The 13,883-nt window shown below is 33.2% G+C and carries 14 protein-coding genes and 1 pseudogene; 11 read left to right on the top strand and 4 right to left on the bottom strand.

Annotated elements, in window-relative coordinates:
• Positions 1-293 precede the first annotated feature (293 nt).
• Together A2255_01325 and A2255_01320 are read left to right on the top strand one after the other, a co-directional pair.
• Positions 294-1,817 (top strand): anthranilate synthase component I, encoded by a 1,524-nt coding sequence (locus tag A2255_01325; protein ID OGI21613.1) that lies wholly within the window; start codon positions 294-296, stop codon positions 1,815-1,817.
• A complete protein-coding gene (locus A2255_01320; GenBank protein OGI21612.1) occupies positions 1,802-2,212 on the top strand; it encodes a hypothetical protein in 411 nt (136 codons plus the stop codon). The genes A2255_01325 and A2255_01320 overlap by 16 nt, the downstream gene beginning before the upstream one ends.
• 32 nt (positions 2,213-2,244) lie before the next feature.
• On the opposite strand, the gene A2255_01315 is transcribed toward A2255_01320, so the two are convergent.
• The 3 genes from A2255_01315 to A2255_01305 form a co-directional block, all read right to left on the bottom strand.
• A complete protein-coding gene (locus A2255_01315; GenBank protein OGI21611.1) occupies positions 2,245-2,571 on the bottom strand; it encodes a hypothetical protein in 327 nt (108 codons plus the stop codon).
• Complete coding sequence (locus A2255_01310; GenBank protein OGI21610.1) at positions 2,562-2,852, bottom strand: hypothetical protein; 291 nt, start codon at positions 2,850-2,852, stop codon at positions 2,562-2,564. Before A2255_01310 ends, A2255_01315 begins: the two co-directional genes overlap by 10 nt.
• An 87-nt stretch (positions 2,853-2,939) precedes the next feature.
• Positions 2,940-3,608 (bottom strand): hypothetical protein, encoded by a 669-nt coding sequence (locus A2255_01305; protein OGI21609.1) that lies wholly within the window; start codon positions 3,606-3,608, stop codon positions 2,940-2,942.
• A gap of 513 nt (positions 3,609-4,121) precedes the next feature.
• On the opposite strand from A2255_01305, the gene A2255_01300 reads away from it, so the two are divergent.
• The 5 genes and pseudogenes from A2255_01300 (at position 4,122) to A2255_01280 (ending at position 8,725) form a co-directional block, all read left to right on the top strand.
• Positions 4,122-4,931 carry a glucose-1-phosphate cytidylyltransferase gene (locus A2255_01300; GenBank protein ID OGI21645.1) on the top strand — a complete coding sequence of 270 codons (810 nt, stop codon included), beginning with the start codon at positions 4,122-4,124 and terminating at the stop codon, positions 4,929-4,931.
• Positions 4,906-5,862, top strand: a pseudogene (locus A2255_01295) (sugar dehydratase). The gene A2255_01300 and the pseudogene A2255_01295 overlap by 26 nt, the downstream one beginning before the upstream one ends.
• 94 nt (positions 5,863-5,956) lie before the next feature.
• Positions 5,957-6,346 (top strand): dTDP-4-dehydrorhamnose 3,5-epimerase, encoded by a 390-nt coding sequence (locus A2255_01290; GenBank protein OGI21644.1) that lies wholly within the window; start codon positions 5,957-5,959, stop codon positions 6,344-6,346.
• 34 nt (positions 6,347-6,380) lie between these two features.
• Positions 6,381-7,721, top strand: coding sequence for a lipopolysaccharide biosynthesis protein RfbH (locus tag A2255_01285; protein OGI21608.1), 1,341 nt, complete (start codon positions 6,381-6,383; stop codon positions 7,719-7,721).
• A 128-nt stretch (positions 7,722-7,849) separates the two neighbouring features.
• Positions 7,850-8,725 (top strand): lipoyl synthase, encoded by an 876-nt coding sequence (locus tag A2255_01280; protein OGI21607.1) that lies wholly within the window; start codon positions 7,850-7,852, stop codon positions 8,723-8,725.
• 78 nt (positions 8,726-8,803) lie between these two features.
• On the opposite strand, the gene A2255_01275 is transcribed toward A2255_01280, so the two are convergent.
• A complete protein-coding gene (locus A2255_01275; GenBank protein ID OGI21606.1) occupies positions 8,804-9,184 on the bottom strand; it encodes a hypothetical protein in 381 nt (126 codons plus the stop codon).
• A gap of 142 nt (positions 9,185-9,326) precedes the next feature.
• Between A2255_01275 and A2255_01270 the strand changes: the two genes are divergently transcribed.
• The 4 genes from A2255_01270 (at position 9,327) to A2255_01255 (ending at position 13,764) form a co-directional block, all read left to right on the top strand.
• The gene (locus A2255_01270) at positions 9,327-10,412 is read left to right on the top strand and encodes a ribosome small subunit-dependent GTPase A (GenBank protein ID OGI21605.1); all 1,086 of its coding nucleotides are present in this window, start codon (positions 9,327-9,329) and stop codon (positions 10,410-10,412) included.
• An 11-nt stretch (positions 10,413-10,423) separates the two neighbouring features.
• Positions 10,424-11,332, top strand: coding sequence for a hypothetical protein (locus A2255_01265; protein OGI21604.1), 909 nt, complete (start codon positions 10,424-10,426; stop codon positions 11,330-11,332).
• Positions 11,332-11,787, top strand: coding sequence for a hypothetical protein (locus tag A2255_01260; protein OGI21603.1), 456 nt, complete (start codon positions 11,332-11,334; stop codon positions 11,785-11,787). The genes A2255_01265 and A2255_01260 overlap by 1 nt, the downstream gene beginning before the upstream one ends.
• Positions 11,788-11,967: 180 nt before the next feature.
• Positions 11,968-13,764 (top strand): aspartate--tRNA ligase, encoded by a 1,797-nt coding sequence (locus A2255_01255; GenBank protein ID OGI21643.1) that lies wholly within the window; start codon positions 11,968-11,970, stop codon positions 13,762-13,764.
• Positions 13,765-13,883 lie beyond the last annotated feature (119 nt).

Genomic DNA, 13,883 nt, shown 5'->3' with positions numbered 1-13,883 from the left:
TCTACTTTATTTAAATGTTTAGAATTATAATTATAAAACCAATGAATTTCAAGTATTGCCTTCAGGAAGAATATAAGTATTAACATTAAATCCTGTTTTATTTTTACCTAAAATTCAAGAATATATTGCACTTTCCTCCAATATTATAACTTGAATTGTTAATTAATTTTGCCAAAATTCTCAAAAACCCGCCACTGCCTCCCTATCTGATAATCCGAGTTATTATATTCTAAAATAATACATAAATAAGTTATAATAATACAATTATCAGATATCAGTTAGGTAATTATTAAATGATTGAAATATTTCCAGCAAAAAAAGAACTACAAAAAATAATATCAAATTCTAACAATAAATATGTCATTCCAATATGGTGCGAAATTATTGCCGATCTGGAAACTCCTGTTTCTGCGTATTATAAGGTTTGCAAAGATAAAAAATACAGTTTTCTTCTAGAATCAGTAGAAGGTGGGGAAAGTGTTGGGAGATATTCTTTTATAGGTTTTGACCCATTATATATTTTAAAGTCAGATCTTGAAGAGACAAGTATTTTTAATACATTAAACAAAGATACTTTAATGAAAGCAGATAATCCTTATGATCTGCTTGAAAAATTTCTTTCAAGTTACTCTTCAGTAAACTATGATATCCCTTATTCACCAGGAGTAGTAGGATATTTTAGCTATGACACTATCAGGCATATAGAACCTACTCTTAATAAAGAATTCAATAAAATCGAAGAATGCCATAGTTTCCCGGAAGCATATTTTATGATTGCAGGAAGCATATTAGCGTTTGATCACGTGAAACATAAAATATATGTTATAGTTAACGCACTTACGGATAACAAATCAGATATAGACAAGATTTATGAAAATTCGCAAGTAAAAATCGAATCAATACTCTCTCAGCTTACTGTTTCACATAATTTATCACCTTTAAACCTGACTTTAGAAGATACACATCAAGAGATTTCATCAAATATATCTAAAGAAGAATGGATTAATGCGATAAACGCAGCTAAAGAGCATATAAAAGCTGGTGATATTTTCCAGGCAGTACTATCACAACGTTTTTGCGTAGAAAGAAACAACGTTGAACCATTCACCATTTATCGTGCTCTAAGAAGCATTAACCCATCTCCATATTTATATTATCTTGATTTCAATGATTTTAAGATTATTGGATCTTCACCTGAAATAATGGTCAAATGTTCTAGCGACAGAATTGCTGAAATTAGACCAATTGCAGGAACTAAAAAACGTGGTAAAACTCAGGAACAAGATCTCTTACTTGAAGAAGAACTATTAAACGACCCAAAAGAAAGGGCTGAACATATTATGCTTGTGGACTTAGGCAGAAATGACCTGGGCAAAGTTTGCGAATATGGTTCAGTCAAAGTTAATCGATTAATGGCAGTAGAAAAATTCTCCCATGTACAACATATTGTAAGTGATGTTACCGGAAAACTCAGAGAAGACTTGGGTTCTGTAGATCTGGTAAAAGCTTGCTTCCCTGCCGGAACTGTCTCTGGTGCTCCAAAAGTTAGAGCAATGGAAATTATATATAACCTTGAAAAATCAGCCAGAGGTCCATATGCAGGATGCATAGGCTGTTTTGGTTTTAATAATGAAGTTAATACAGCTATTACAATAAGAACTATGCTTGTTAGAGACAACAAGGTGTTTATACAGGCAGGAGCAGGTATCGTTGCAGATTCTGATCCTGAATTGGAATATCAAGAAACTCAGAATAAAGCTGCTGCACTGATACAGGCACTTTCAAGACTTGCAAATGAAAAATGCTCGAAAGTTTAATAATATTCACTTTTTTAAGCTTTGTTGAACCGATTGACCCCACCGGAAAAACATTGTATCCTTCCGGCATAAAAGAATGTGATGATTTACATTACGACTTACCGCCTCATGCATCAAAAAATCCCAATCTAGTACTATCTACACCAATTTATGATGCAGAAAATAAGTTAATACCTCCTGGTATTTATGAGGCTGAATTATCAGAAGCAACAAGGCAAATCCTGCTGTTGCAGAGTAAAGAGATTAAAGCTAAATTACCTATAATGCAGAGTATCAGCGCAAATCATAAATACCAGATTCCTACCATTAAAGCTAAAACCTTAAGTTCAAAGCATGTTCTGATTATTTATAAATATGAAAATACTGAGATGCAGAGTACTTTATCTACTCCTTAGTACCCATTTATGACCAGATTAGCTTAAAAATTCTAATAATAATCTTCTCCTAATAAAAGATTCTTTAGACAACCCCATCCAGTAGTACTGCAATCTGTTCCTTCTCCATATTCAAGTATATTTACTCGGATCATTAACCTAAATATATCTTTTCCAACTGTGTTAGGCTTTTTAAACCCGTTTACATCATAAATAATTCCACCATGGGCAACATTCCAATATATTCTTACCAATGTTCCATCATTCAATATAAAACCTGGAATGCCATCTCCAATTGACTCGTCTCCATTAAGTTTTAACCAGTTTTGATGGAAACACCCTTGAGCTGATGCATTGGAGCAGATCTTAACTACGTGCATTTTTCTGTAAATTTACCTGATATACACGTACTATTATGATCAGCACATACATCGCCCATGGTTCCACCATTCTCATATCTTATAAGTCTTTCAGCCTGAACAAATTTATTTGTGACAGCTTTTGCAGCAGCATTTAATTGTGTTTCACTCGTACTATTTACAATAGCAGGAATAGTCATAGCTGCAATAATCCCTATCACTGTTATAGCAATAAGTATCTCTGCAAGCGTAAAACCAAAATATCTGCCTTTGCAGATTTTTTGTCTATATACCCTGATCATTCTTTCTCTTTTTTAGTTTACAAAACTAATTATATAATATCAGTTTATATAACAACAATAAATACTAGAAATAAGCTAAATAAAAGGCTATTGCTTTAGATTTGGAAATGCAAATATTTTCCCTTCATCATTACGCCATCTTATCCAACCAATATGTGTATTTGTTTTGCTAAAATCAACAACCTTAACCAGCATCCAATTGCCTTTTATGAATTTTAGCTTTACATTATCAGGGGAATAAGGATACATATTCAAAATTTGAGCTTTTTCATGCGGTGCTGTATAAATTTGTCTGTATTCTTCCGGTAAATCTAAAAACAAATACACATCATTAGCCTTACCATATTTACTCATAAACTCCATCCAAGTCATAAATCTGGCAGAATCAGTTATTTTCACCCATCCTTTTGCCCCTGTTTTTTGATCATAAACTACTTGACACCAATTTTCCGTATCATCAATAGCACTCATAATGCCTATATTTTTACTAGGAATAAATGAAATAAAAACATTTCTTGAGCTTAATTCTTTAGTTAAACTATTAACCCCGAAATTATTCCAATTAATTTTCTCTATGATGGGACTTTCTTCATCAGGTTCAGAGTAAATAGCAAATTCTTTCGGTGCAAAATAAACACCAATTCCATAATAGCTAACTGAATCACTATATCTTGGTAAAAAATCTCCTGAAATAGCCTTTGGAAAATTAATAAAACATACACATAAAGCTACAATTATAAAAAATAGGCTTTTCATATCAAGGCAAAACCTTATTATTGTTAATTTACATTTATGTATTATATTAGAGTTTTTCTGCTTAATCAAGAAACATCTAATTGAACTTTTGAGCATAAAGAAAACGCAAATTTAATTTACATGAATACTTTGTCTCATAAACCAATTAGCCAAGTCGACAAATGAAAATTAAACTAAAATCTAGAAATAACTGTAAGTGTCAGATTTCCATGGCTGCCTTAAATTTTTAGTATCAGACAAAAATAACCACATAATATCAACTATTTTACATAACCTGGTATATCTCATAAAGTCAGATTCAAACTGCTATCAATAAGCTAGTGATTTGAGATTGTCACGGTGCCAGAGGCACAAACCCATCATCAATGATTCTTGTATATTAAAAAAGATTGTTGACAATGTGATAGTGGCTTAGCCACCTCGCAATGACAGTACGTATTATTGAAAGGGCGGATGACTTAAGACTGTACAAAATACCAATAACACCTACGATTGTTACGGAAAGGCAGAATGATGACTAAAGTAGTTATACTCTGTGGAGGACAAGGAACCAGACTTAGAGAAGAAACAGAATATAAACCTAAGCCAATGGTTAAAATTGGTGAAAAGCCAATTTTATGGCATATCATGAAACTTTATTCGCATTTCAATCTTTATGATTTCATACTGTGTCTTGGTTATAAAGGAGAAGCAATTAAAGAATATTTTAATAATTACGAAATTCTGGCCAACGATTTTTCTGTCAGCATTGGTTCTAAGCAAAAAAGAATTTTTTTAACAGACTGTGCAGAAACAAATTGGTCTGTCACTCTTGCCGATACCGGACTAAGAGCAATGACCGGAACAAGGATTAAACGAATAGAAAAATATATTGATGGAAGTTACTTTCTCGCTACATATGGAGATGCAGTAGCAGATATAAATATAAATGAATTGATTGAATTTCATAAAAAAACAGGGAAAATCGCAACACTTACAGGAATTAGGCCACCATCAAAATATGGAACCCTGGAAATAGAAGGAGATTCTATAATAAATTTCAACGAAAAACCTCGTGTTTCTGATTATGTAAATGGCGGTTTTTTCGTATTTGAAAGGGAAATATTTGATCTTCTGAGTTTTTCAGATGATTGTGTACTTGAAAATAGTCCATTAGAAATACTGGCCAAGGAAAACCAACTTGCAATATATAAGCACGAAGGCTTCTGGCAATGTATGGACACATATAGGGACTTTGAACTGCTTAATTCCATGCATAATTCCGGTGATAAACCTTGGATGATTTGGGAAAAAGAAAATGAAGAATACTTTTTGGAAAAATAGGTCTGTTTTTATAACAGGCTGTACAGGGCTTTTAGGCTCCTGGCTTACTAAAGAGCTTATTGATAAAGGAGCAAATGTTGTAGGACTGATTAGAGATATCACTCCTAAATCAAACTTGTACTTATCAGGAAATTACAAGCAGATTAATATAGTAAAAGGCTCAATAGAAGACTTTTATACTTTAGAACGTACTCTAAATGAGTACGAAGTCGATACTGTATTTCATCTAGCAGCACAAACAATAGTCGGAATAGCTAATAGAAACCCTCTATCTACTTTTGAGACAAATATAAAAGGCACCTGGAACTTACTTGAAGCAGCAAGACGAGTTTCATCAGTAAAAAGAATCGTGGTTGCATCAAGTGATAAAGCATATGGTGATCAAATCAGACTGCCTTATGATGAAACCACTCCTCTACAGGGAGAACATCCTTATGATGTTTCAAAAAGCTGCACAGATTTAATAGCAAAAACTTACCATAAAAGCTATAACTTACCTGTATGCGTAACCAGATGTGGGAATTTCTACGGTGGAGGAGATTTAAACTTTAACAGAATTGTTCCAGGAACAATAAGATCTGTTTTAAATAATGAATCACCCATAATAAGAAGCGATGGAACATATATTAGAGACTATTTTTATGTAAAAGATGGAGCCCTAGCTTACATACATCTGGCAGAAAAAATGGCAGAGCTTGATATTATGGGAGAAGCATTTAACTTCAGCAATGAAATTCAAGTCACCACTCTGGAACTTACAAGACTAATCCTGAAAATAATGCAAAAAGAAGATTTAGAACCAGTCATACTAAATCAATCTATAAATGAAATAAAGCATCAATATTTATCAGCAAATAAAGCCAGAAAAATCCTAAACTGGCAGCCAAATTACACATTAGAGCAAGGTTTATTAGAAACAATAGAATGGTATAAGGAATTTTTCTATGTACACAGTGCAGGAAAAGAGTATTTACGACGTTACGACAAGACCATTGAAGCAAATAATTGATGAACGTGGAAAAATTATGCATATGCTAAGGAGTGACGATCCTGGTTTTGAGCAATTTGGAGAAATTTATTTTTCTATTGTTAACCCGGGAGTCATAAAAGGCTGGCATATACATACTGAAATGACATTGAATTACGCTGTAATTGAGGGAAATATTAAACTGGTTCTTTACGATGAAAGAGAAACATCCCCGACAAAAGGCATGATACAAGAAATATGCCTTGGTCCGGATAATTATAAACTTGTTAAAATCCCACCAATGATATGGAATGGATTTAAAGGAATTGGATCAAAACCTGCTATTATAGCAAATTGTTCTACTATGGCACATAATCCTAATGAGATACAAAGATTAGATCCATTTAACAATCATATAGATTATGATTGGAACCTAAAACACTGTTAAAAATACTAAAGCGAGTAGCAAGAGGGCATATATTATGAGTTCAGTGAATACATCCAAAGATTTGGAAGTAAAAACCAGTATATTAAAATTAATAAAAGAATGGTATGACTTAAAACATGACAAAATAAACTACCCATTCATACCAGGATATTCACACATTCCTGTTTCAGGAAAAGTATATGATGAAGAAGAATTAATGATGTTAACAGAATCATGTCTTGATTTCTGGCTTACTACAGGCAGATTCTCCAAACAATTTGAAACGCATCTTGCAAAATTCCTCGGAATTAAATATGCAATACTCACAAATTCGGGGTCTTCAGCAAATCTGCTTGCCATAACAGCTTTAACATCTCCTCTGTTAGGAGAAAGAGCGTTAAAAGAGGGAGATGAAGTAATAACAGTTGCAGCAGGTTTTCCTACTACAATAAATCCAATTATTCAGAATAATCTTGTTCCTGTTTTTGTTGACATTGAACTTGGAACATACAATATAGACGCATCTAAACTGGAAGAAGCTTTAAGTCCAAAAACAAAAGCCATATTTATCGCCCATACACTTGGTAACCCTTTTAACTTGGATAAAGTGGTTGAATTTGCTCATAAAAATAATCTCTGGTTAATTGAAGATTGCTGTGACGCGTTAGGTTCAAAATATGGCGATAAATACGCAGGAACCTTCTCAGATATTGCAACTTTAAGCTTCTATCCTGCTCATCACATAACAATGGGAGAAGGTGGAGCTTTATTAACAGATAATGATTTATTAAAAAAATCCATAATATCGTTCAGAGATTGGGGTAGAGACTGTACCTGTAACTCAGGACAGGATAATCTCTGTCAAAAGAGATTCCAATGGCAACTTGGAGATTTACCATACGGATACGACCACAAATATATATATTCGCACGTTGGATATAACCTAAAGGCAACTGAAATGCAGGCTGCTGTTGGTGTAGCTCAGTTAAGAAAGTTACCTTACTTCATTAATGCAAGAAAAGAAAATTTTGAGCTGCTCTATCAAGGATTAAAAATACACGAAGATAAGTTAATTTTACCTGGAAAAACTGCAAATTCTGATCCAAGCTGGTTTGGATTCCTGGTTTCAGTAAGAGAAGATGTAGGCTTTACAAGAAATGATCTTGTCAGATATCTTGAAGAAAACAAAATTGGTACAAGATTGCTGTTTGCAGGAAACATTCTCAGACAACCAGCATACAAAAATATTAAATACAGACAAGTCGGCTCACTTGAAAACACTGATTTTGTAATGAATAATACTTTCTGGATAGGAGTTTATCCAGGCATTACAAGAGAAATGATCAAATATATGACAAGTAAAATTAGCGAGTTCATTATAAACACGACAAATTAATTGTCTTTCTTATACTTAAAGTCAGGTATGTCTATATAGTTACCTTGTTTGTGAAAAACAAGCACAGTAACGGGATAAACATACCTGACTTAATAAGATATTTAGTCTAATCCACGGGAAATTAATATATGAACGAAAATAAAAAACCCAGCTGGATAAAAGTAAAAGCATTATCTGAAGAGTCTTATAACAAGATTACCTCCATTTCACATAAATATAATCTTTATACAATATGTCAGGAAGCACTTTGTCCTAATATCAACGAATGCTGGTCAGCAAAAACGGCAACTTTTCTTTTAATGGGGGAGATTTGCACTAGAAACTGCCTTTTTTGCTCAGTTAAGACTGGAAACCCTAAAGGATATTTAGATAACAATGAGCCTTATAATATTGCAAAAGCAGTTAAAGATTTAGATCTTAAATATGTTGTTTTAACCTCTGTTGATAGGGATGATCTTGAAGATGGAGGGTCACAGCATTTTGCTAAAACAATTAGTGAAATAAAAAAAATCAACGGTAAAGCATTGGTTGAAGTTTTAATTCCTGACTTCAAAGGAAACATAGAACCATTAAAGAATATAATTCAAGCTAAACCTGATGTCATAGGACATAATCTAGAAACTGTGAAAAAATTAACTCCTATGGTTAGAGATAAAAGAGCAAGCTATGAATTATCAATGCGAATACTTAAGTCAATTAAAGATATTAGCAATAATATACTTACAAAATCATCATTACAGGTTGGACTTGGAGAAACTGAATTAGAAATAAAACAAGCATTAAGAGACTTAAAAGAGCATAAAGTTGACATAGTAACTATAGGCCAATATTTACGCCCTACAGAAAAGCAAATTCCTGTTCAGGATTATATAAATCCAGAAATATTTGAAGAATATGAAATATATGCTAAAAATCTAGATTTCTTATATGTAATTTCTGGGCCATTGGTGAGAAGCTCATATAAAGCAGCAGAAAGCTTCATGCTCTCAATGATGAAAAACTAAAATATTGTTTTCAGAGGTAGTACTCTGACACAAAAGTTATGAAGATATTTTAGGGAGGTAAATTTTCTTAACAGAGTACTAGGGTTTATTTATGTATTCCTGATAATTCACAGCTTCTGTTTGGGCTTCATCTATTGTCATAAAGCAATTTTGAATATAATAAAACAAAAGCATATCATTCCTGGTTTTTTTATTGTGTTCTTCTTCGGTCAAAGCCTGTAAATTATCCATATCATTTGTCCCACCAAGGCAAAGAGGCAGTCTGTGATCTATATCAACTTGATCACTATAATTATAACCATCCCTGATCTTGACTTGTTTTTTTAGTTTATAATTTACATCTCTTGGCTGAATAATTATACAGGAACCATAACAATCACAAAGATCCCTAGCCTGAATATCCACAGATACTAATAATATCAGCAAAATCGCCAACAGAATATTAACTATTTTTCTCATTTTAATCCTCAAATATAAAGAATAATAAACCAAGTTTAACCAATTTACCTAAACATTATTGCCCTTTATAGTTCGCATCAGATAATATAAATTATAGATAAAAATTTTTTAGATTAAAGAAACAAATTTTCAAAAGGACAATATGTTGATTGGAGACATAATAAAAATACATTCAAATTTCTATTACGTCAGGTCTGATGATATTGTTTTTGAGTGCAAACTCCGAGAAAAACTAAAAAAAGAGAAAGCAGAAGTTTTTGTCGGAGATTCAGTACGTCTTACTGAAGTTAACACTGACTCCAATCAAGCTGCAATCACAGAGATTCTGGAAAGAAAAAACTTTATTCCACGCCCATCAATAGCTAATATTGATCAAATAATTGTAGTAGCTGCTCTGCATCAACCAGAACTTGATTTTATTCAACTCAACAGGTATATTGCGCAGGCAAAGCTTTATAATATTCCAGCTGTAATATGCATAAATAAAGCAGATATTGAGAATAAAGACCATATTAAACAACAAATAACTTCTATATATGAACCTCTGGAATACAAGATTATCTTTACTTCGGCTAAAACAGGAATGGGTATAGAAGACCTTAAAAAAGTATTGGAAGCAAAAAGATCTGTACTATGCGGAACATCGGGAGTAGGAAAGTCAAGCTTATTAAATAAACTTCATCCGGGTTTAAGTTTAAAAACAAAGCAAGTAAGTGCAAAAACCCTAAGAGGAACTCACGCTACCAGACATATTGAACTTCTCGATATTCCTCTTGAAAACCATAAAACAGCTCAAGTTGCAGATACCCCTGGTTTTAGTTATCTTAAATTCGATAACGTACTTCCTGCTGTTATAGATCAGCTTTTTGATGAAATTGGAGAACTATCAAAAGACTGTTATTACAGTGATTGTCTGCATTTGACTGAAGATGGCTGTAATATTCTTGTGAATATAAACAAAATAGCATTATCACGCTATGAAAGTTACAAAATATTTGTAAATGAAGCCCTTGAATATAAAGAAAAATTAGCATATTCAGGACATAAAGTAGAAGAAAGATTTAAAACTATTGATACCCGAAACAAAAATAAGGTTAAAATAGTTAAATTAAATACTCAGGCAAGAGAGAAATCAAGAAAAACTCAAAAACAAAAAATGAACCTTATTTCAATTTTGGAAAATACATATTATAATAGTGAAGAGGATTCACAAGAGCAGGAAAACTAAAGGGTATACGTTTGAAAATCATACAACAAGAAGATTTCAACCTAGCAGAATCACTTCAAGAAAATAAAGAACTCATTAACACACATTTAAAAAAGTATCTTGAAGCAAGATATCCCCAAGTAATATGGGATGCAATGGGTTATACCACTTTATCTGACGGCAAAAGAATCCGCCCAATTCTAGCTCTTGAAAGTGCCAGAGCTTGTGGTGGCAATATTGAAAATGTTATCCCTACTGCTTGTGCAATAGAAATGATTCACGCTCAAAGCCTTATTCATGACGATTTGCCTTGTATGGATAATGATGATTACAGACGTGGGAAATTAACTAATCACAAAGTCTTTGGTGAAGCATTTGCAGTACTTGCAGGAGATGCTTTATTATCATATGCACCTCAAATTGTAATTCAGCATACACCAAAAGAGTTTAATAGAGATACTTTATTGCAAATACTGGAAGAACTTGCAATAGCAGCAGGCCCATTAGGATTAGTGGGCGGGCAGGTTGTTGACATAGACTCAGAAAATAAAGAAATAGATATCCCCACATTTAATTACATCCACACACACAAAACTGGTGAACTATTTAAATTTGCTCTAAGATCCGGAGCCCTATTATCTGAAGCTACAAATACACAATTGGAAACATTAACCGAATATGGACGACTTATAGGATATGCATTCCAAATAGCCGATGATATTCTTGATATAATTGGAACAAAAGAAACCCTTGGAAAAACACCGGGTAAAGATAATATAGCGAAGAAAAGCACCCATCCTTCTTTGTTTGGATTAAGTCAATCAAAAGAAGAAGTCAGGCAATTATGCTCCAAGGCACAACAAATACTTATAGATAATAAACTTGACACACCATTGTTAGTTGGGATAGCTGGTAGTATTGCATTGAAGGTAATGAATTAATGATAGCAAATACAGGTATGGAAGTAATATTTTCAGCAATTATTGCTGCTTTTGCTGCACAATTTTTAAAACTTATTTTTTATTATTCACACAACAAAAAAATAAATTTTAAAATTCTTACAGAAACCGGCGGCATGCCAAGTAGTCATAGTGCATTCGTTATAGCTTTATCTACAAGTGTAGCTGCTATAAATGGATATAGGTCAGTGGAATTCGCAATAGCATTGGGCTATGCCCTTGTAGTTATGTATGATGCAGCAGGATTAAGAAGATCTGCCGGAAAAATGGCTGCTGTTCTAAACAAAATAGTTGATGAAGTATACTCAGAAAAATACCCGAGACATACTTCAGAAAGATTGATAGAATTACTGGGACACACACCTATTGAGGTTATAATGGGTGGCTTGTTAGGAGCTGTATTAGCTCTTGGGTATCATTTACTGCTGATTAGCTAATAAATCATTGACAGTCTCTCTCTGATTACAAGTAAATATAAACAATAAAGTGCTTTTAAATAAATAAAATTGACCTGTCCTACGTGATTATGATAGAAATTAGTTTAAATACATATAACTCAGTTTTTTGTACTCAATAATAGTGGAAGTGAAAGTAATAATATGGTGACAATTGATAATATGGACAATACAAAATTAACAAAATTAAAAACAAACTGGTGCGGCAGACTTTCCGGGCAGGATACAGGTAAAAAAGTCAGTGTTGCAGGCTGGGTTTCAACTGTTAGAGACCTTGGTGGTATTATCTTTGTTGAGGTTAGAGATAGAAGTGGCATGGTTCAGATTGTTTCTGACCCAACCAAAAATCCTGACGTCCATAAGATTTTTGAACAATTAAAAGATGAATTTGTTATTCAAGCCACAGGTACAGTTACAGCAAGACCTGCAGAAACTTACAATCCTAACCTTTTAACCGGAGAAATAGAAATTTATCCTGACAAAGTAGAAATTCTGAATGAATCAAAATTACCACCTTTCATTATTAATGATGAGCAGGAAATTAATGAGGATCTCCGCTTAAAATACAGATATCTTGATATTAGACGACCAAAAGTAAAAGATAAGCTTATACTAAGACACCTTATTACATCAGAAATAAGGGATTATCTTAATAAAAATGAATTTATTGAAGTAGAAACCCCTATTTTAATAAAAACCACACCTGAAGGAGCCAGAGATTATCTTGTCCCAAGTCGTGTACATCCATCTAAGTTTTATGCTTTACCTCAATCCCCACAAATATTTAAGCAACTTCTAATGGTTGGAGGTATTGAAAGATATTACCAAATTGCACGTTGTTTTAGAGATGAAGACTTAAGAGCTGACAGGCAACCCGAATTTACACAGGTTGATATTGAAATGTCCTTCATTGACCAGGAAGATATAATAAATCTTTTAGAAGGTCTTATTATTAGAGCTTTTAAAGTAGCAGGAATTGATGTTTCCTGCCCATTCCCTCGCATAACTCATAAAGAAGCAATGGAAACATATGGATCAGACAGACCTGACACAAGATTTGATTTAAAACTATTCGATGTTAGCGATATTATGGAAAATAGTGCATTTACCGCTTTTGCCGATCAGGTTAAAGCTGGTGGAACTGTACGAGCTTTATGTGCGCCAGGAATTTCAGGCTACAGCAGAAAAGAGATGGACGATATTAGAAATCTTGTTGTTTCTTTTGGAGCTAAGGGTCTTGCCTGGATTACATATTATCCTGATGGGACAATCAAATCACCTGTTTTAAAATACCTATCAGAACAGGAAATTGGACAAATTCAGCAAAGAGCTCAAGCTAATCCGGGAGATATAGTATTTTTAGTTGCAGATAAGCCTAATGTAGTATTTGATGTACTAGGCAGACTAAGATTATACTTTGGAAACAAGCTTAATCTTATTGATGACTCAAAACATAATTTATTATGGGTAGTTGACTTCCCAATGTTTGAATGGGACGAAGAATCACAAAGATACGCAGCAGTTCACCATCCGTTCACATCTCCAAATCCCGAGGACATAACTTGTCTTGAAACTGATCCTTTAAAATGTCGTGCACAAGCTTATGACATCGTGTATAACGGCAATGAACTTGGCGGCGGCAGTATAAGAATACACAATCCTGAATTTCAACAAAAAGTATTTGAGATTCTAGGTCTTTCAAAAGATGAAATCAGTGAAAAATTTGGATTTATGATTGAAGCCTTTAAATACGGCACCCCTCCTCATGGTGGGATTGCATTAGGGTTAGATAGATTGGTTGCACTTGTTTCCTGTACTTCATCTATTAGAGATGTAATTGCATTTCCTAAAAATAGTCAGGCTAAATGCTTGATGACAGACGCTCCAGCAAATGCATCTCAAGAACAATTAAAAGAACTGCATATAAAACTAATGCCTGAAAAAGGAAACAAACAATAAATACTTTATTCACCCCGTGGTTAAATATTATTCTAGGTGCTTGCCTAGAATAATATTTAATGATTGGTAATAGATTTCTAATATTTGCAGTTTTCGGTATTTATAAAATTTAAAAAATC

The organism is Candidatus Melainabacteria bacterium RIFOXYA2_FULL_32_9, assembly GCA_001784615.1.
Lineage (GTDB): Bacteria > Cyanobacteriota > Vampirovibrionia > Gastranaerophilales > UBA9579 > UBA9579.
This window is presented reverse-complemented; position numbering and strand designations above follow the sequence as displayed.